Origin of the sequence: Psychrobium sp. MM17-31, assembly GCF_022347785.1 — a bacterium.
In the GTDB taxonomy this organism is placed as follows: domain Bacteria; phylum Pseudomonadota; class Gammaproteobacteria; order Enterobacterales; family Psychrobiaceae; genus Psychrobium.
This window is the reverse complement of the sequence record NZ_JAKRGA010000005.1, coordinates 300,627-318,452: the sequence shown is the minus strand read 5'-3', so window position 1 is coordinate 318,452 and position 17,826 is coordinate 300,627. Positions and strand designations below refer to the sequence as shown.

Below are 17,826 nucleotides of genomic sequence, written 5' to 3'. Positions count from 1 at the left end.
AATCCCTATTTCAATAAATCGTTATGATCTATCGCCATATTCTTTTTCAAGAAGCGATAGAGCTTTTTATCTTCAATAGGGTCGATAGGTTTAATAGCACCGCCGATATTGTCGCTGAGCGTTTTCTCCAATAGATATTGATAGGCGAACATACCTAAGCGGCTACCAGGGGAATGGAGCGCCTTGGGATCGACGAATAAACTCACTTTTTTATCCATTTCTTCCACCGTTAAGGCGTAGTTTTTTATATCGGCAATGAATACACGGCGGTCGTTTTTGCCAGCCCACATCACTAGCGGCTTGGTAATCTTGCCAGCGTTGGCGGCTGGTGAACGCTGATAATGCTCTGCCATGGCTTTTTTATCGTCCCAATCAACCACTAACTTTTTCATAAAGTACTGGCGAGCTGGTTTATTGGTTTGCTTGGCAAAGCGATAGTAGAGTTTGGCTGAACGGCCAATGTCGTGGGGTGCTGCGCCTGCAAAACCCACTTGGAATAGCTCTGGATTAAAGGCTAACGCTGCAAGCACACTGTAAGCACCGAACGAATGGCCTGTTACTGCCATGCGATCTTTGTCGCCAATATTGTGTTTTAGCAGGAAGTGGACACCGTCGATAATGTCTTGCTGGATTCTGCCATCGCCGTGTTCGCCAGCAGTGCTAGCAAGGTAGGTTTTACCAAAGCCAGTCGATGAGCGGAAATTGGGTTCAAATACGATATAACCGCGATTGGCGAGTATTTGTGTCGAACGCTTATAACTCTCGTCAACACGGCTCCACGGGCCGCCATGAACGTTAGTTACCATAGGTGCTTTGCTGATATCCACGCCAAGTGGCAAGGTTAAATAACCATTGATCAGAAAACCGTCACGGCTGCGATAGTTGATGGCAAATTTCTTAGCAATTTCAGCTGCTGGCAGCAGTTTTTTATCTGTATTTGCTTTGGCGATAACTTGCTGTAATGGCCGGGTAAACGCGCCTGTTTGTGGCTGATACAAGTAATAGATAACCGAGCTGCGTTGATTGTCGTGGTCAACCACTAGCCAAGGTTGCTTGGTGATATCGGCGGCAATGGCGGTTGAAATATCAAATGACTTAGTCGCCAGTTTGTTTTCAATGGCATCGAGATGTGATTGCAGGCGCTTATCGGCGGCGTAATAGGTTTTGTAATCGCCGCGATAGCTAATCAACGGGGCTTTGAGGGTTCTTTGTTTTTCATCAAACTCAAAGACGGCATTGTGATGGTCGGCACGGTTTAAGGGATCGCTATGCAGTGCAGTGAGTTTTCCACTTTTTACATCGACTTGTACAAGGCGTGAAAAGTCACTGTCTGTATTCGATTTTACCCACAAGAGTTGCGCTACATTATCGAAATAGAGCACACCACACTTATCCAGCCAATCACACTGCCAAATCAGCTTTTCTTTATCGCCAGAAATGTCGAAAATTAGTCGTTCGCCTTTATTGTCTTGTGCTTCGTTAGGACGCATAACAAATGCAGGCTGGCCGAGGTGATTTATGCCAAACTTCATAAAGCGTTTATCGGTTTGGTAGATAATCTCACTGTCGCCTTGGCTGTTATAACGAATGACTTGATAGTGCTTGGTTTTCTTGTCCCAACGAGTCACTAACACACTGTCGCGGTGAATATAATCGACGAATAAAATCCCTTCGTGACTGCGGCGATCTTTTTGAAATAAAACGTGTGGGGCGGAATTTTCTTTAAGGTCGATGACGGCAATGTTTTTTCCGGTCTCTAAAAACAAAGATTGGCTATCTGCGGTCCACAGTGCTTCTTGCAATCGTTTCGTGGTAAAAAGCTTACGCGCTTTTTGGTGCTTGATATTGTAAACCCAGAGTGAAACCACTCGTCGGTTATCAACACCGCTTTTCTCAAAATAACTGAGCCATTGACCGTCAGGTGACAGCTCAACACTGAAGATATTGCTGGTGGCGAGGATGTCTTCATAATCGTGTAATTCAGGCTTAGCCTTTGATTGACTTAGCGCGACTTCACCTTGCAGTTGCTCGGCGGTTGTTTGTTGCACCAACGGAGCGCTGTAGTGATGACTTAGGCTTTGAATTTCTGCATCGATATCTTCAACGATAATCGCGTTTGCTGACAGTGAATAACAGGCAGCAGTCAGGCTCAACAGGCTTAATAGCTTTGATAAATTATTCATAATGTTTTTCCTAGTTACGCAGCCCGATTGGGCTGCGTTAGGGGATTAGTTATTGGGTTGATGTTTGGCGGCGTATAGCGACTCGCGCCAATTGGTCATGAACAAAAAGGCAATTAGCCCTGGCAGAGCGCAAATTAAATTTAACACTGTCCACATGATAGTGTTGCTGGTGGATAGTTTAATTTTTATAGCCAGTACAAAGGTCACTAGGGCGCTAAAGAGAGCAGCAACCAAAGCTACGATATAAGTGCTTTGCGCGTATACCATGCTTAAAGCATCCTTCATCTGTAGTCCGCCTTCTGGACGAGATGGATATCTAAGATTATCGAGTTGAGCGTATAGCGTGCCAACGATAATTGGTGAGAACCAGTAATCTTGATCTGCAACCCACTGCGGTAGAGCGCGATAGCCTTTAAATTCATGATGAGCGAGCACATCAACCTTGCCGAGGTGATCGATGAACGCCAAGCCAATTCCCGGACGATTAAAGCCAAACAACACACTAGACTTGTATTCAATTAAATAACCATCGATTAAATCGGTATAGCGAATAGTGGTGCTGTTGTTGTACGAAAATGGATGTTTCAGCTCTACCGCTGGCTCGCTATAATCATTGGCTTCTTCAAAGTTTGCTGTATTAAACAAATAGAGCTTTTTATTTGATGCGATAGCGTAAAAGTCATGGGTTTCGCCGGGAGCTAGGGTGCTGAGATAGATTTCATCGTCGCCTAGTTGATGCTTCAGCTCCATTTCTTTTTGCTGAAAATCAATCACGTAAATCGCGTTTCTGGTTTGAATAAACTGGTCAAACAGCACGCTAGGCACACCGTTAAACACATCGTCGGGCGTTATATTGCTTTCAGGAGCAAGGAAGCCACGAGCACCAATATAGCCAAGTTTCTCATCGGTTAGCTGATGTGTGCCAACTAACACACCTAGGTTATGAGAAAATACCCATATCGCTTGATTAGCTTTATCTGTCAGCGCAAATTGACGATCGTGATGATGCGCTTGGCCAACAAATGGCTGTGGCATAAAGCGTGAGCGAACCCATTGCACTTCAGCATTTTCACTGCGTTTTACTAACTGTGATTTTTGGGCGTTATTGTCATCGACAAATTTTTCGATGAGTTCTGACGGTTTCATGCGCCAGACCTGACTGTAATAGCCTTCTTGTTGCTCCACTGTGTATTGATCTGGATGGGCGTCAAACATCATCATCGGTAGGTGATAATGCACTAATTGCGAGGCCATCAACATCGCCGTTAACCCCGGTTGTAAGGCTAAAACGCTGAAAATTACCGCTGGTTTATTGCTTAGCTGAGCCGACAAATCCTCTTTAAACGACAGTCTTGCTAAGGTGAAAACAATAGCTAACGACAACAGACAAACACCAAATAATACTTCGTTGCTAACTATGTCATTTGAGCTAAACGCGAACACTAACCAACTTAGCGACAAAAAGGCAATTTTATGCGGTGATAGCACGATAAATGAGCCGATAAAGTAACTAACGAGTGCCACTAAAAAAAGCTGAACCGGGCGCAGGTAATGGCGCGATTCAATGACTAGATTAGAGCCTAAATCGTAACCCATAGTTACAACAAAAATAGGTAGTACCAAGGCGACAAATAACATGACAGCAGCTGCACCACTAAGGGCTAAATGAATATTTTTCACGCCAATCGGACGATGAACAAGATAGGTCCAATGGGCTTTGCGGCGATGCAGGGCCATCTGCAAAATACCAAAACCTAAACTGCACACCATCACCCAAACGTTCGTAAAGAATACTTTGTTTTTGGTGGTTTCGACAATCGGCATCGTCAGCGAATGATAGAGCCAATAGCCGATGGAAATTACACAAATAATTAGCGCTAATTTGCCAAAACGCTTTAACTCGTTTTTAAATAAATCAAACATGAGACAGCTCCTGTTTGTTGTTTTTGCCGCGCAAAGCGCGCAGCGCCTCACGCCAATCGTTGAGAACAAAAAAGGCGATTAATGCCGGTAGGCCGCCAATGGTGCTAAGAGCAATCCAAAGCAAACGATTACTACCACTCATCGGTAGATTTCTAACTGCAGCGAAGGTCACAAGCGCTGAGAAAACAGCTATACCAAGACAGAACAGCCAGATCGAACTTGGATAATCCCGTTGCCAAAAATACTTCATCGACTCAGGTGCCGTTTTTGGGGTCGTTAACAAACGGCCTAAGGTGAAATCTATTACGTTGGCAACTACAGGCGACAAGGTAAAAAATTGCTCTGTCAGTAGTCGAGGGAAGTGATATTGGTCAAAATCAATTTTCGCAATTGAGCTAATTTGTCCTTCGTGTTCAACGTAAATCAACTCACTGCCGCCGCGTTCGAAACCATAGAAGTGGTCGCTGGTAAACATCACTAAATAACCATCGGTCATTTGTGAAATTTTCACGGTGACGCGATTTTCAGGTGCAATTGGATATTCAACGCGATGTAATGGCGCTATTAGTTTATCCGCAGTCATCGCATCTGTCTTATCAAACAATAACAAGGCCTTGTTAGTGCGCAGAATGGATAAGTCAAAGACATTAACTGGTTTGCCTAGCAGTTTTTCATCCGCCGAAGTTTGAAACAGTTTAGTGATGGTTTGCAGTTCAAAATCCACCTTAAACAGCTTGTTTTGGGTGTAAATCAATTGATCATTAATGATGTTAGGCACAAACTCGAAGCGCGATTGTGGCGTGACTTTATCGAGTGAATCGACAAAACCTTGGTTGGTTAAATAGCCAACGAGCTTGTCATTGAGAAAATTGCGTCCTTTAAACACCATTTCATCATGAGAAAAGACCCAAGAATCCATCTCGCTAGTCCACATTGAGTAGCTGCGATCGGCGTTAAATATTTGACCTTTCACGGTCTGATCTTTGGTTAGCAGCCAGGTATATTCAAACTGAGCCAGCGGCAATTGACGGGCAAGAGATTGAGCTATCGGGCTATCGCTGTTGGCGATAATCTTCTCAAACTGTTGCAAGCTTTCAATGCGTTCAAATGCAAAATGAGTATCACGGGACAAGTCTTTACTCGGATGCGATTTAGTTATCGCTAGAGGTAAATGGTAATACACAGCCTGTGCCATGATTAAGAGAACAAACAGCAGCGGTTGCATGCTAATGCTTGCCAAGACAATCATCGGCTTTTTAGTTGATAGTTGAGTGCGATCGATTTTGAACGCGTTATGCGCCATGTAAAAACTCAATACCGCAAAAATCAACGCAATAAAGATAACTACACTAGCTTCGACGTTCTGACGCGAGATTATGTAGGTCACCATCCATAGAGAAATAACAGTCAGCTTTGACGCCGAAAGCATTACATACGAGGTAATAAAGTAGGCGCTAATGGCGATAAACAGCATGTTTAGGCTAGTGAGATAATGACGTAAATCGACTGCGTTATTAGTCATTAGGTCGAGATAAGTCACCACCATGAAAAACGGCAAAATAAAGCCAAGTGTGATTATCGCAATGGCGGCTGCACTAAGCGCTAAGTGAATTTTAGCCATTGGCATCGGCCGATGAACTAAATAAGTCCAATGGTTTTTACGGGTATGCAGCCACATTTGAACCGCACCAACACCGATACCACCGCCGAGCGCACTTAACATCAGAATGAAATGATTAATCTCAATTGGGTTGAGAATTGAGAGCATTTTTCCGTAAAAAATCCAACCGGACATCAGCACTAAAAAGGCAATAAGAGCCACTAAGCGAAAGCGTTTAAACTCGCTTTTAAACAAATCAAACATGATAACTCCTAAGCTATTTCAGCTTTTGGTGCTTTGTGGTTTTGCGCCAATACCGAATTGACCGCCTTCTCTAAATTAATTGGCGAACGAACAATAGATTCGGCATTTCTTTGCTTGAGGAAAGCTTCAAACTCGGCGGCATCTTGATCGGTAACCACTAAGTGATATTGACCTTCGATGGATTTTTTTGTCAGTAACCCAGGAATCTCATTATTGGCAGGTGCTGGACCGTCGAAATCGCAAATCCAGTAGTGAATACGTTCTAAAAACTCATCTGGACTGGCCATGTATTTGAGCTCACCTTTTTCCATAATCACTAAGTTTTCCGCCACGCGTTCTATCTCTTCCATTTGATGCGAACAATAGATAATGGTGGTGTTATTGTCGGTTTCTGTGTACATCAAGGCTTCTAAAAAGGCTTGCTTAGCAACAACGTCTAATCCTAAGGTTGGTTCATCTAAGATCAGTAAATCAGGCGATTGCGCTAGTGCCATCGATAGGTTCAAACCTGCGCGTTCACCGCGTGATAAGCCAGATATTTTTTGGTGTCCCTGCACATCGAAATTACCGAGTACATTATCAAAAATGTCCTGACGCCAGCCGCTGTATAGATTGCGCTGCATTTGCATCACTTCATCGGCAGTCATCCATGTTGGCAACGTGTGCTCTTCGTTAACGTAGCCAATTTTTCCACGCTGCTCAGGCGTGAGTTCACGACTGTTAGCGCCGAGAATTTCGGTAGTACCAAGCGTGGGTGCTTCTAGCCCCAGTAAAATTCGAAACAGCGTCGATTTACCTGCGCCATTAGCGCCAATCAGCGCGTGAATTCCGCCTTTGGGAATAGCTAATTCTAAAGAATTTAACGCTATTTTACTGCCAAAGCGTTTCGTCAAACTCTTGGTTTCAATGATGTAATCAGTCATTGTTTTGATCTCGTTGAGTTAATTTATTCAATTGTTCCAACACATGGTCACTCACCTGTTGCGGTGTAAAATCTAAATGCATGACCTCATTAACAAATAGTTGCGTCGCCTCGGCTAACTTTTCGGTTTGCTCAGCCTTTGATAACGGCTGACTCACCTCACACGCGAACACACCCAATCCCTTTCGAGATTCCAACACACCTAAGTTGGTGAGTTCAGTGTATGCCTTGGCAACGGTATTGGCATTAATGGTTAATTGCATGGCTAGGCCACGCACGCTCGGTAATTTCGCGCCAGCTGGAATATTGCCAGTGGCTATTTCCTTGCGTATTTCATCGACTATTTGGCGAAAGATAGGTCGGGCGTCCCCGGGGACTATCTGGATCGCAATAGCAGTCACTTTGGTCATTATTTTAAATCTTAGGTGTACTATGTGTACTAGTACAGTAATACACTTTGGTGAGGTGTGCAAGAAATGATCGGGATTTTTATTAGTATCGAATATTCAATTAGGTTTTTTTGTCTGTGTTTGAAAATCGCCTATTGCTAAATATTTGTTACAAAATCTTCCCGCCAAAAACGTATTCCTAGCTGCAAACGTGGCATCATACGGCCTGATAAAAATAATATTGAATTCAACTGACTACAGGTTCCTCCTATGAAGTTATTTAAAAAGTCATTGTTGGTGCTAAGCATCGCCAATGTAACGGCATTTGCACAGGCTACTGTGTTGCCGGAATCAGAAGCGTTAGTTGCTGATCAAGCAACTGTTGCTCTTCAAGACAGCTTTAAAAAAGCACCTGACGACAAAGCAAAAGCTGATGCGAAAAAAGGCGCTAAAAGTGACGCTAAAAAGAAAAAGAAGAAAAAAGACAAATTTAAAAAATACGATGATGTAATCACCGATAAAGCGGTAACATCTGAAGGTATTTTTACGACTCACCTTGTTGATAGCAAAGTGTATTTCGAAATTCCGGCCGCTGAGTTTGGTCGTGAATTCGTATGGCAAATCAAAACGTCTGGTACACAACCGGGTAAAGGTTTAATCAGTGCTGACATTGGCCGTCAATACGTGGTATTTGAGCGTCATGGCGACAATGTATTGCTGCGCAACCGCAACTACTCTGTGGTATCTGAAGATGGTTCAAGAGAATCGTTAGTTGTTAAGAAAGCATCTATCGACGGTATCATTGCTAAATTCCCGATTACTACGTTCTCGAAAGATGAAGCTAAATCGCCAGTTATCGACATCACTAAGCTTTACTTAGGTGGCAGCAAGGATTTATTCCCGAATCCACGCAATCCTAAAGCGACTAAGTACAAGTTAAATGGAAAAGCGGCGCTAATCACTAAAGTTAAAGCCTTTGAAAAGAACATTGAAGGTACTGTTTTAGCACAATTTAATAGCAGCAAAGGTAACCAGACTAACGAAATTCGTCACTCTATTTTTGCCCTACCTGAAACACCAATGAAGCCGCGTTTTTACGACAAGCGAGTGGGTTACTTCACGGCTAATTACTCAGACTACAGCTCAGAGAAGAACAAGCTAGATACTTTTAGCTTTATCAAGCGCTGGCGTTTAGAGAAGAAGAATCCAGAATTAGAAATCAGTGAACCAAAGGAGCCAATCGTTTGGTACATCGATCGCGGCACGCCACAACGCTTTGTTGAAGCTGTTCGTGAAGGTATCGAGTTCTGGCAGCCTGCGTTTGAGCAAGCTGGTTTTAAAAATGCGATTATCGCGAAAATGGCCCCAACGATGGAAGAAGATCCAGATTGGGACCCAGAAGATGCACGTTACTCGGTAATTCGTTGGATTCCGTCTGGCATTCCAAATGCACAAGGGCCGCACGTAGCCGATCCGCGTTCTGGTGAAATCATTGAAGCCGACGTTCGCATGTATCACAACGTTATTAAGCTACTTGAAGGCTGGTACTTCGCACAAGCGGGTGCAACAGATCCACGCGCTAAGAAATTACCACTGCCAAACGACGTAATGAGCGACTTAGTGCGCTTTGTTGTGGCACACGAAGTTGGTCATTCAACGGGCTTACACCACAACTTTATCGGTAACAACTCGTACACTATCGAGCAGTTACGCGATCCTGAATTCGTTAAAGAGTTTGGTGTTTCTTCATCAATCATGGATTACGCGCGCTTTAACTACGTAATGCAGCCAGATGACGGTGTATCGCCAATTGATTACGATCCAGGTCCGTACGATAAGTTCGCTATCGAGTGGGGTTACAAAGAATTCCCAGGTGATTTATCGCCAAAAGAAGAAGCGAAGTTGTTAAACAAGATTGCTGATCGTCAGTTAACAGATAAGCGCCTACGTTGGGATGCATACTCGAAAGGCAGCAAGTTAGATCCGCGTATCTTAACTGAAGCTATCGGTGACGACCCAGTTGAAGCGACTCGCTTAGGTCAGAAGAACAAAGAACGCATCTTAGCCAACATTATTGAAGCTTCTACGTTCGAGCCAAACAAAGGTTACGACGAGCTAGATAGTGCTTACAGAACTGTTGTTCAGCAACACGCTCGCGAGCTTGGCCATGTGGCTAAAGCGGTTGGTGGTGTGATGTATCGCAACGAGTTAACGCAAGCGCACAAAGACAAGCAAGTGTTCGTGCCATACGCCAAAGACAAGCAAGAGCGTGCAGTTGAGTTCTTAATCGACAACGGCGTTAACCTACCTGCATTCTGGAATAATGAACAAATTCTAGAGCGCATTGGTTACGACAAGTTTGAGCAATACGCAAACTACATTATTCGTTCTGCAGTTGGCGCGCCATTAACGTCTTACCGTTTAGATTCGCTAATCAAGCTGCAAGCGGCTGGTCAAGATGTGATGGATCCAGTTGCAACTATGAATAAGTACGTTGAAGCGATTTACGGTGATATTAAATCTCGTCGCCCACAATCTGATCAATATCGCGTAATGCTGCAAGATTACTTTGTAGCTAAATTGCTAAAAGACATGGCGCCAGTTAAGTCTAGCCGCGGTGAAAAGCCTTCAGCAGCTTATGTTGCAATGGTTCGCGGTATCGCTGCAGAGCTTAAGTACAAGCTAGAAGCTGCTGCTAGAAAGCATGCAGGTCGTCTAAATGGTTACCGTTATGCAGGTTTAGCGGCTAAATTAGGCGAAGGTCTAGAGCCAAAAGTAACCGTGAATAAATAGTAACGCTATTCAAGGTTAAATAACTCTGTCACAATACCCTCGATATTTCGTGGTCTTGGGTTTGTGACAGATGTTTCAAGAGATAAAACAATATTTAGCCGATTCTGATTTGCTGTTAAACGCCGTAGGTGAAGGCATTTATGGCTTTGACTTAGATGGCAATGCAGTATTTATAAACCCCGCTGCCGAACGCATGACAGGCTGGAAAAACAGCGAAATGCTCGGTCACAACATTCATCAATACCACCACCACAGCCATGCTGATGGCAGTCATTATCCCGCTTGCGAATGTAAAATTTATGGCACCCTTAAAGACGGTGTAAGCCGCGAAGTCAGTGGTGAAGTTTTCTGGCGCAAAGACGGCTCGTCATTTCCTGTGGAATACACGACTACGGCGGTTTATCGAGATGGCAACATCATTGGCGCTGTCGCGGTATTTCGCGATGTAACTCGGCAAAAAACAGCCGAAAAAGCCCTTCACGACGCGTTGGACGAAGTAAAAACGCTGTCAAAACAGCTGCAAACAGAAAACACCTACCTCATTAACGAGCTGCAGCAACAATGGTCTGGTCAAGGGCTGGTTGGTCACAGTGTGCAGTTTGAAAAAATGCTAATGCAGCTTGAGTTGGTGGCACAAACACAAAGCACCGTATTAATCCTCGGCGAAAACGGCACTGGTAAAGAGCTGGTGGCGCGTAATATTCATCAGCTCAGTCCGCGTAGCAACACGCCGTTGATTAAAGTTAACTGTGCGGCCTTTGCTGATAACCTGTTGGAGTCTGAACTCTTTGGTCACGAACGCGGTGCCTTTACAGGGGCAATTGAACGCCGTAAAGGACGTTTTGAAATCGCCAATAACGGCACCTTATTTCTCGATGAAATTGGTGAGCTGTCATTAAGTGCGCAGGGCAAGTTACTACAGGTGCTGCAAGAGCAAGAGTTTGAACGGGTCGGTGGCAATAAAACTATTAAGGTGGATATTCGAGTTATTGCCGCTACTAATCGCGATTTACAGAAAATGGTGGATGAAGGCACGTTTCGGATGGATTTATTTTATCGCCTCAATGTGTTTCCAATTCATATTCCACCGCTACGTGAGCGTATTGAAGACATCGAACCGCTATGCCATGAGATTATTCACAAGCTCAATGCCAAGTTAGGTAAAAACATTCGTGGTATCAAAAAGAAAAGCCTAACAAAACTTAAGCAATATCATTGGCCGGGCAATATTCGTGAGCTGCAAAATGTGCTTGAACACGAGGCTATTTTAACCACCAATGACATCATGGAAGTTAGGCGTGAGCTCAGTGCAAATGGCAATAAGAGCAATAAAGCCATGTGCACTATGGCTGAAGCTGAGCGAGAACACATTGAGCGCGTATTAAAGCATTGCCAATGGCGTATTGGCGGCAAAACAGGTGCAGCTGCCGTTTTGCAGTTGCCAGAGAGTACGTTGCGTTCGAGAATGAAGAAATTGGCGATAGCAAGGCCAGAATAATCCGCGAAATTAAAGCAAGAAACAGATTTGAAAAAGGGCAGTTGAGATGAGTTATTTATGTATTTACCACAAGGATTGTGCCGACGGTTTTGGTGCGGCGTTAGCGGTTAAGCTGTATTGCGACAAGCTGGGTGTTGAGTGTGATTATTTGCCAGCGCAATACGGCCATGAAGCGCCTGATGTGACAGGGAAAACGGTGTTTATTGTCGACTTTTCTTATGATCGCCAAACCTTAATTTCCCTTAATCAGCAAGCTGAAAAACTGACGGTAATCGATCATCATAAAAGTGCGATGGAAGATCTCGACGGTTTAGATTATTGCGTATTTGATATGACACGCTCAGGCGCGGTGCTAACTTGGGAAACCTTAAATCCTGAATTGCCAACGCCACTAGTGTTGAAATACGTGCAAGACCGCGATTTGTGGCGGTGGCAGCTGCCGCAGAGTAAAGAAGTTTCAGCGGCGTTGTTAACTCTGCCAAAGCAGCTTGATGTGTGGCAACCGTATCTCGACGACGAGAAAGTTGCTGAATTAATTGTTAAAGGCAGTGCTATTGTCGATTATCAAAACCTACAGTTGGCGAAAACACCACAGGGAGATAAGGTGCCAATGGCAACTATCGGCGGTTATCGCGTCCCTTGTGTTAATGCGACGCATCTCATTAGTGAAATGGGAGAGCAATTGGCGCAAGGTTATCCGTTTGCGGCATTATATTTCGACCGTTTGGACAAACGCGTTTATTCGCTGCGCTCAGCTAAAGACGGTATCGATGTGGCCAAAGTGGCTGAGCAATATGGCGGTGGTGGTCACTTTCACGCAGCAGGCTTTGCTGTCGACAAGCCGGCAATCGATATTTAATTGCCTTTAAATAATACATTGTGCGCGATATGTCGTGGGTGTCGCGATATATCGCGTTGTTGTCTTGGGCGATAAAATTAAATTTCATTAATATTCAATAGGTTATTTTTGTTTTAAATTGGCGCGCTACTTGCCAATAGCGAGGTATAAATTTATTAAAAAGTAGCAAGAGCATGTCCGTAAACATCGATCCAAAAGATCTGATTATTGCCCCTGGTAGTAATCAGAAAAGCGCCATTTATGTGCGCGAACAAAAGGGTAAATACCAACGTATCCGTCGTGGTATTGCCATGTTTTTAATGACGTTATTCGTCGTTTTACCTTGGATAGAAATCGGTGGTCATTCCGCCATCTATCTCGATCTCGCCAATCGTCAAATGCACGTTTTTGGCAGTACCTTATACCCGCAGGACTTTCCCGTAGTTGCAGGCCTCTTTATGGTGGCCGCATTCGCACTCTTTTTTGTCACAACGTGGTTAGGACGTGTGTGGTGTGGCTTTTTGTGTCCACAAACTCATTGGTTATTCATGTTTTTCTGGTTAGAGGAAAAGATTGAAGGTAGCCGCAATAAACGTATTAAGCTCGACAAGCAAAAAATGAACGGCGAGAAGTTCGTTAAGAAGAGCCTTAAACACACAAGTTGGATTGTGGTGGCGTTTTTAACGGCGACAACCTTTATCTCATATTTTATGCCGCCGCTCGAACTTTACACGAGTATCGTCGATGGCTCTCTCGGCGGTTTAGCGTGGTTTTGGATTGTCTTTTTTGCAGTGTGTACTTGGGGCAATGCTGGTTTCTTAAAAGAGAAAATGTGTTTGCACATGTGTCCTTACGCGCGTTTTCAATCGGCGATGTTCGACAAAGATACCTTGCTTGTTGGCTATGACGCGACCCGTGGTGAAGATCGTGGCCGTCGTCGCCGTAAAGACGATCACAAAGCCATGGGCTTAGGTGATTGTGTTGATTGTAATTTGTGTGTTGATGTGTGTCCGACAGGTATCGATATTCGTCATGGCTTGCAATATGAATGCATTAACTGTGGTGCTTGTGTCGATGCTTGTGATCAAACTATGTCGCAGTTTAATTATCCGAAAGGCTTGATTAGTTTTACTAGTGAACACGAACTTAAAGGCGGTAAAACGCATTTGTTTAGAGCAAAAATAATTGGTTATGGCATCGCTTGTATCTTGATATTCGCGGCAATGGCAGGTTATTGGTTCACGCGCTCAGATGTTGAGCTCAATATTCTGCGCGATCGCAACGTGCTATATCGCATTAATAACGACGATTTAATAGAGAATAGCTATCAACTCAAGCTGCTAAACAAAGCGCCACAAGCGCGCAGCTTTAGTATTCGTGCAACTGGTATCGATGGTATTCAATCGAGTTTGACTAAAACCTTTGCCATAGATTCAGGCGAGATGTCGTCACAGGTCATTACGCTAACGGCTGATCCGGTGAATTTACCGCGCCGCGTACTTCCTATCGAATTTATTATCAGCGATATGGAAACTGGCGAAGTATTAATTAAGCACGAATCGCGATTCTATAGCGAGTAACCCTTTATTGTGGAGGTTTTGCGCTGGTCATACCCTAACTTATGGCCAGCGCCTTTTTATTCTGTTAGTTTATGTTCAAGCCACCGCAATATATTGGTTGGGTATATGTTCATCAAGGACTCGATAAAGTTGTATCTAGAGTATCTAGCACAACTTCAAATAAGGAAATCAGACTATTATGAAAAAACTATCAGCTTCTCTAGCCTTCTTAGCGTTAACCTCAGGCGCGTGCTTTGCACAAGACTTCACTATCACTGCACAACAACAAACCACTTCTATTAACGCTGGCACTCATGCATTTAACGGCAATGTGATTATTCAATACTCTGGTCCATTAACCACTCGTTCTAACTCTCAAATCGTTAAAATGAGTGATAATACGCGCGTGTTGAGTGGTAATGTTGAGCTCGAATTCGACAATGTAGTGGCAAAAGGTGATGAGGTTACCTTGCGTCAAAAAGACGGCCAAATCATTATTTCCAGTGAGCATTTAACGCTTATTTCAAAATAATTTCACAGCAAGATTAGGTACAGTTTTAAAGGGTTAAAGTGAGCTGTCTTTTATTCATTTACTCACGCACTAATTGTTATGCATCGATTATTTGTCGCTTTAGCCGTTTGTTTTTCTTGTTTTATCATTTGGGTTATTTATCTCGCCAATACCGGCCAAATGGTTGGCTGGTTTAAGTTTTTTACCCAGCTTCCCCATGGCGATAAAATTGGTCATTTCTGCATTTTTGGCACGCTCACCTTACTCGCTAATCTCTCAACTAAATGTCGAACATGGCATTGGAAAAAAATCCACTGTTATTGGGGTAGTAGTGCCGTTTTATTGTTTGTAACTATCGAAGAACTGAGTCAACATTTCTTACCTAGTCGCACCTTAGATATTTACGATTATTTGGCTGATTTAGCAGGAATTGGGCTGGCGAGTTTGATTTCATGGCTGCTTGTCTATTTTTGGCCTCAACTGATCAATCACAGTGTGTCTCATCGGCGCTAAACCGACTTGTTCATTATTGCTAACTCTGTGCTATAGTCGAGCAACAGAAATTTAATGCACCACAGCACAGCACAGCATTGTATAAAGGACTAGATTACCAATGAATAGCACGGTAAATGATGCGAATTACGTCGTAACCAACCCCATGATTGATAAACAAATTAGTAAGTCATATTCGTCAGGTGACGTTGCTGACAGTAGTAAAAATAATGTTGAGGGTGACGTTTCTGCAGTCATTGGTAATACTGGAAAACACCTTATTGCGGACTTTCATGGTGCTTCAGATCTCAATAATATCGAGTTGATGGAAGATGCACTTACTCAAGCCGCACAAGTTGCTGGCGCAACCTTATTGCACATACATATTCACACCTTTGCTGGTGGTGGCGGTATTACAGGCGTAGCTTTGCTTGCCGAATCACACATTAGTGTTCACACATGGCCGGAGCTGAATTATGCCGCTTTTGATGCCTTTATGTGTGGTAATGCTCAGCCAGAAAAAGCGATTTCGTTATTGGAATCTATATTCCAACCTGAGCGTGTTGAAGTGAAAAATATCTTGCGCGGTTAGCGGCTCAAATCTTCGATATACAGATGATATAGTTTTGGCACCATGATGGTGTTAACTGGTGTATCGACCTTCGTCATATCTTTTGAAAACACCATTGCTGCAGACATTGTCTCAGCGGTAATGGCTCTCGTCGGAATATCAAATGTAAACTCGTTAGGTAAGCTTGCTCCTTTACGGGCCATGTTAAATCCCCAAATGCCAAATGATGGCAGTGTTGTTTGATAGCTAAGCGTGTTTGAAAATACGTGGTCGAGTGTTTTTTCAATACACCAAAATACCTGACGGGTGAAAAAAGGAGATGAACTTTGAGTCACTAATACGCCATTGTCGGCCATTCTGCGTTTTATCATGGTGTAAAACTCTTTGGAGTAGAGTTTATTGATGGCTTCGTTATGTGGATCTGGCATATCGACAATTACGCGGTCGTATAAAATTCCCGGTTTATTGATAAAACTAAACGCGTCTTCGTTAAAAGCTGTCACCTTTGGTGACCACATACTTTTTTCGTTGAGTCGTTTTAGAAAAGGTAGCTCTTTAGCAATCCTAGTCATTTCTGGATCAATATCCACTAAATGAACTTGCTCAACATCGTCATATTTTAAAATTTCTCTTGCGGCTAAGCCGTCACCACCTCCTAGAATAAGCACATTTTTACGAGAACCAGCAACTGAAAGTGTAGGGTGAACTAAGTTTTCGTGATAGCGATATTCATCGCGTGATGAAAATTGGATATGGCCGTCAATGTAAAGCTTTCGATCGCGGTTTGTTGTTGAACGAGTAACGACTAATTTTTGATAAGGGGTTTGCTGAGAATAAACCACCTGATCAAAATAAAGGTGTTTCTCTGCAAAACTGGTTATTTTGGTGCCGTAAACGATAAAGCCAATCAACAAGGCGAGAATCGCAAAGCAGCTATTGCGCATTACTTTGTAGTTACGGAGATGATCTTTGAAAACCAGTACGTTAACTATGGCAACGCTAATATTAATCAAACCAATTGCAAAGGAAGATTGTACTAATCCAAGTGTGGGCAGCAGTAATAACGGAAATGATACCGACCCTATTAATGCGCCTAAATAATCTAATGACATTACATTGGCTATAGAGTCTTTAGTGCTTTTTCGCTTCGATAGAAGTGTGGTTAATATTGGAATTTCCATACCGACTAAAGCGCCGATAATTAGTATTAGGCTATACATGACTAGCTCATAGAGCCCTCTAGCGTATGGGAATGTCATGAACAGCAAAATACTACAAATACCGCCAATCATGGCAATGGCTATTTCTATCGTAATAAAATTGCGAACAAATTGATCGTCGAAGTATTTTGATATCAACGAACCTACGCCCATTGCGAACATAAACACACCAATGGTGAGGGAGAATTGGTAGACGCTATTACCCAGCAAATAGGATGAAACTGTACCAATAATTAGTTCGTAGACAATGCCGCACAGCGCTACGATAAGAATGGAAAAAAGTAGAATACGCGCTTGTTGATCAGACAAGTCTCTACTGGTGACGCTTTGTGGAGTAGACATAGTTATTTTTCAGTTAGATAGAGGGATATAGCGCAAATAGACAAACAACAAAGAGCTCGAAGAGCCCTTTGTTGTATAAGAGGTATGAACTTATTTACCTTTAGAGTGGCTACCTGAACCTGCACGAGCCTTGGCGGCTTCTCTTGATGTAATCGTTTTCTTATTAGCAAGTGATTTTGACGATACCCCAGCTGCGCGCTGACGAGTTAACATTGAACCAATTAAGTAACCAGCTATAAGAGCTGTACCACTGAAATGATGATCGTTTACTGCACCACTGCGACTTGAGGCTATGATACGCGCATTTTCACCGTCGATTTCAATTTTAAATAGTGCCACTTCATTTTCATCTAACTCTTTATTTTTGTTGTCGTCAGCAAAGGCAAGTAATGAAGCGTCAACTTGAGGAGAAACGCCAATTTCAGACTTGTAAATCGCTGGCTGAGATTTATTGTAATCAACAGCTAGGGCATCTGCTAGACCGATAAATGCCTGATCGGCGTCGGTTCCTTCTGGGGTATTTTCAGATACTGTATGCAGTGTTTCAACTGTAACGTCGAGTACTAAGTTTAGATCGATTTCGTCTTTCGCATATTCTGTGTCGTTTGAGTCATTAGAAAAGAAAACCCAGCCGATAATAGCTGCAATAGCAACGACTTTAACGATGGTAAATACTGATTTGTTCATGATGTGCTTCCTTGATTAAGTAATCTTTGTCACG

14 protein-coding genes are annotated in these 17,826 nt (G+C 43.2%); 7 read left to right on the top strand and 7 right to left on the bottom strand.

Translation table 11 applies throughout. From position 1 onward, the window contains the following. Nucleotides 1-5: 5 nt before the first annotated feature. Genes MHM98_RS16160 through MHM98_RS16140 form a run of 5 tightly spaced genes read right to left on the bottom strand, consistent with a single transcriptional unit; the run spans nucleotide 6 to nucleotide 7,302 of the window. Entirely contained in the window at nucleotides 6-2,183 is a 2,178-nt protein-coding gene (locus MHM98_RS16160) for a prolyl oligopeptidase family serine peptidase (RefSeq protein ID WP_239440400.1), read from the bottom strand. 45 nt (nucleotides 2,184-2,228) lie between these two features. Continuing rightward, nucleotides 2,229-4,106 (bottom strand): hypothetical protein, encoded by a 1,878-nt coding sequence (locus MHM98_RS16155; protein ID WP_239440399.1) that lies wholly within the window; start codon nucleotides 4,104-4,106, stop codon nucleotides 2,229-2,231. Then, complete coding sequence (locus MHM98_RS16150; RefSeq protein WP_239440398.1) at nucleotides 4,099-5,970, bottom strand: hypothetical protein; 1,872 nt, start codon at nucleotides 5,968-5,970, stop codon at nucleotides 4,099-4,101. Before MHM98_RS16150 ends, MHM98_RS16155 begins: the two co-directional genes overlap by 8 nt. 8 nt (nucleotides 5,971-5,978) lie before the next feature. Then, on the bottom strand, nucleotides 5,979-6,893 hold the full coding sequence (locus MHM98_RS16145) for an ABC transporter ATP-binding protein (RefSeq protein ID WP_239440397.1): 915 nt from the start codon (nucleotides 6,891-6,893) through the stop codon (nucleotides 5,979-5,981). Then, nucleotides 6,886-7,302, bottom strand: a complete 417-nt coding sequence (locus tag MHM98_RS16140) for a GntR family transcriptional regulator (protein WP_239440396.1) — start codon at nucleotides 7,300-7,302, stop codon at nucleotides 6,886-6,888. Before MHM98_RS16140 ends, MHM98_RS16145 begins: the two co-directional genes overlap by 8 nt. A gap of 249 nt (nucleotides 7,303-7,551) precedes the next feature. Between MHM98_RS16140 and MHM98_RS16135 the strand changes: the two genes are divergently transcribed. From MHM98_RS16135 to speD, 7 genes are all read left to right on the top strand, one after another. Beyond that, nucleotides 7,552-10,074: a zinc-dependent metalloprotease gene (locus MHM98_RS16135; protein ID WP_239440395.1), complete on the top strand. Its 2,523-nt coding sequence runs from the start codon at nucleotides 7,552-7,554 to the stop codon at nucleotides 10,072-10,074. Nucleotides 10,075-10,144: 70 nt separating this feature from the next. Next, the gene (locus MHM98_RS16130) at nucleotides 10,145-11,572 is read left to right on the top strand and encodes a sigma 54-interacting transcriptional regulator (protein WP_239440394.1); all 1,428 of its coding nucleotides are present in this window, start codon (nucleotides 10,145-10,147) and stop codon (nucleotides 11,570-11,572) included. Nucleotides 11,573-11,618: 46 nt separating this feature from the next. After that, nucleotides 11,619-12,431: a DHHA1 domain-containing protein gene (locus tag MHM98_RS16125; protein WP_239440393.1), complete on the top strand. Its 813-nt coding sequence runs from the start codon at nucleotides 11,619-11,621 to the stop codon at nucleotides 12,429-12,431. Nucleotides 12,432-12,604: 173 nt separating this feature from the next. Continuing rightward, on the top strand, nucleotides 12,605-13,990 hold the full coding sequence (ccoG, locus tag MHM98_RS16120) for a cytochrome c oxidase accessory protein CcoG (protein ID WP_239440392.1): 1,386 nt from the start codon (nucleotides 12,605-12,607) through the stop codon (nucleotides 13,988-13,990). 178 nt (nucleotides 13,991-14,168) lie between these two features. Beyond that, entirely contained in the window at nucleotides 14,169-14,501 is a 333-nt protein-coding gene (locus MHM98_RS16115) for a hypothetical protein (protein ID WP_239440391.1), read from the top strand. A gap of 78 nt (nucleotides 14,502-14,579) precedes the next feature. Next, entirely contained in the window at nucleotides 14,580-14,993 is a 414-nt protein-coding gene (locus tag MHM98_RS16110) for a VanZ family protein (protein ID WP_239440390.1), read from the top strand. A 100-nt stretch (nucleotides 14,994-15,093) separates the two neighbouring features. Next, entirely contained in the window at nucleotides 15,094-15,564 is a 471-nt protein-coding gene (speD, locus tag MHM98_RS16105) for an adenosylmethionine decarboxylase (RefSeq protein ID WP_239440389.1), read from the top strand. On the opposite strand, the gene MHM98_RS16100 is transcribed toward speD, so the two are convergent. Then, nucleotides 15,561-17,105 (bottom strand): polyamine aminopropyltransferase, encoded by a 1,545-nt coding sequence (locus MHM98_RS16100; RefSeq protein WP_239440388.1) that lies wholly within the window; start codon nucleotides 17,103-17,105, stop codon nucleotides 15,561-15,563. The genes speD and MHM98_RS16100 overlap by 4 nt on opposite strands. Nucleotides 17,106-17,195: 90 nt before the next feature. Next, nucleotides 17,196-17,792 carry a hypothetical protein gene (locus tag MHM98_RS16095; RefSeq protein ID WP_239440387.1) on the bottom strand — a complete coding sequence of 199 codons (597 nt, stop codon included), beginning with the start codon at nucleotides 17,790-17,792 and terminating at the stop codon, nucleotides 17,196-17,198. Nucleotides 17,793-17,826 lie beyond the last annotated feature (34 nt).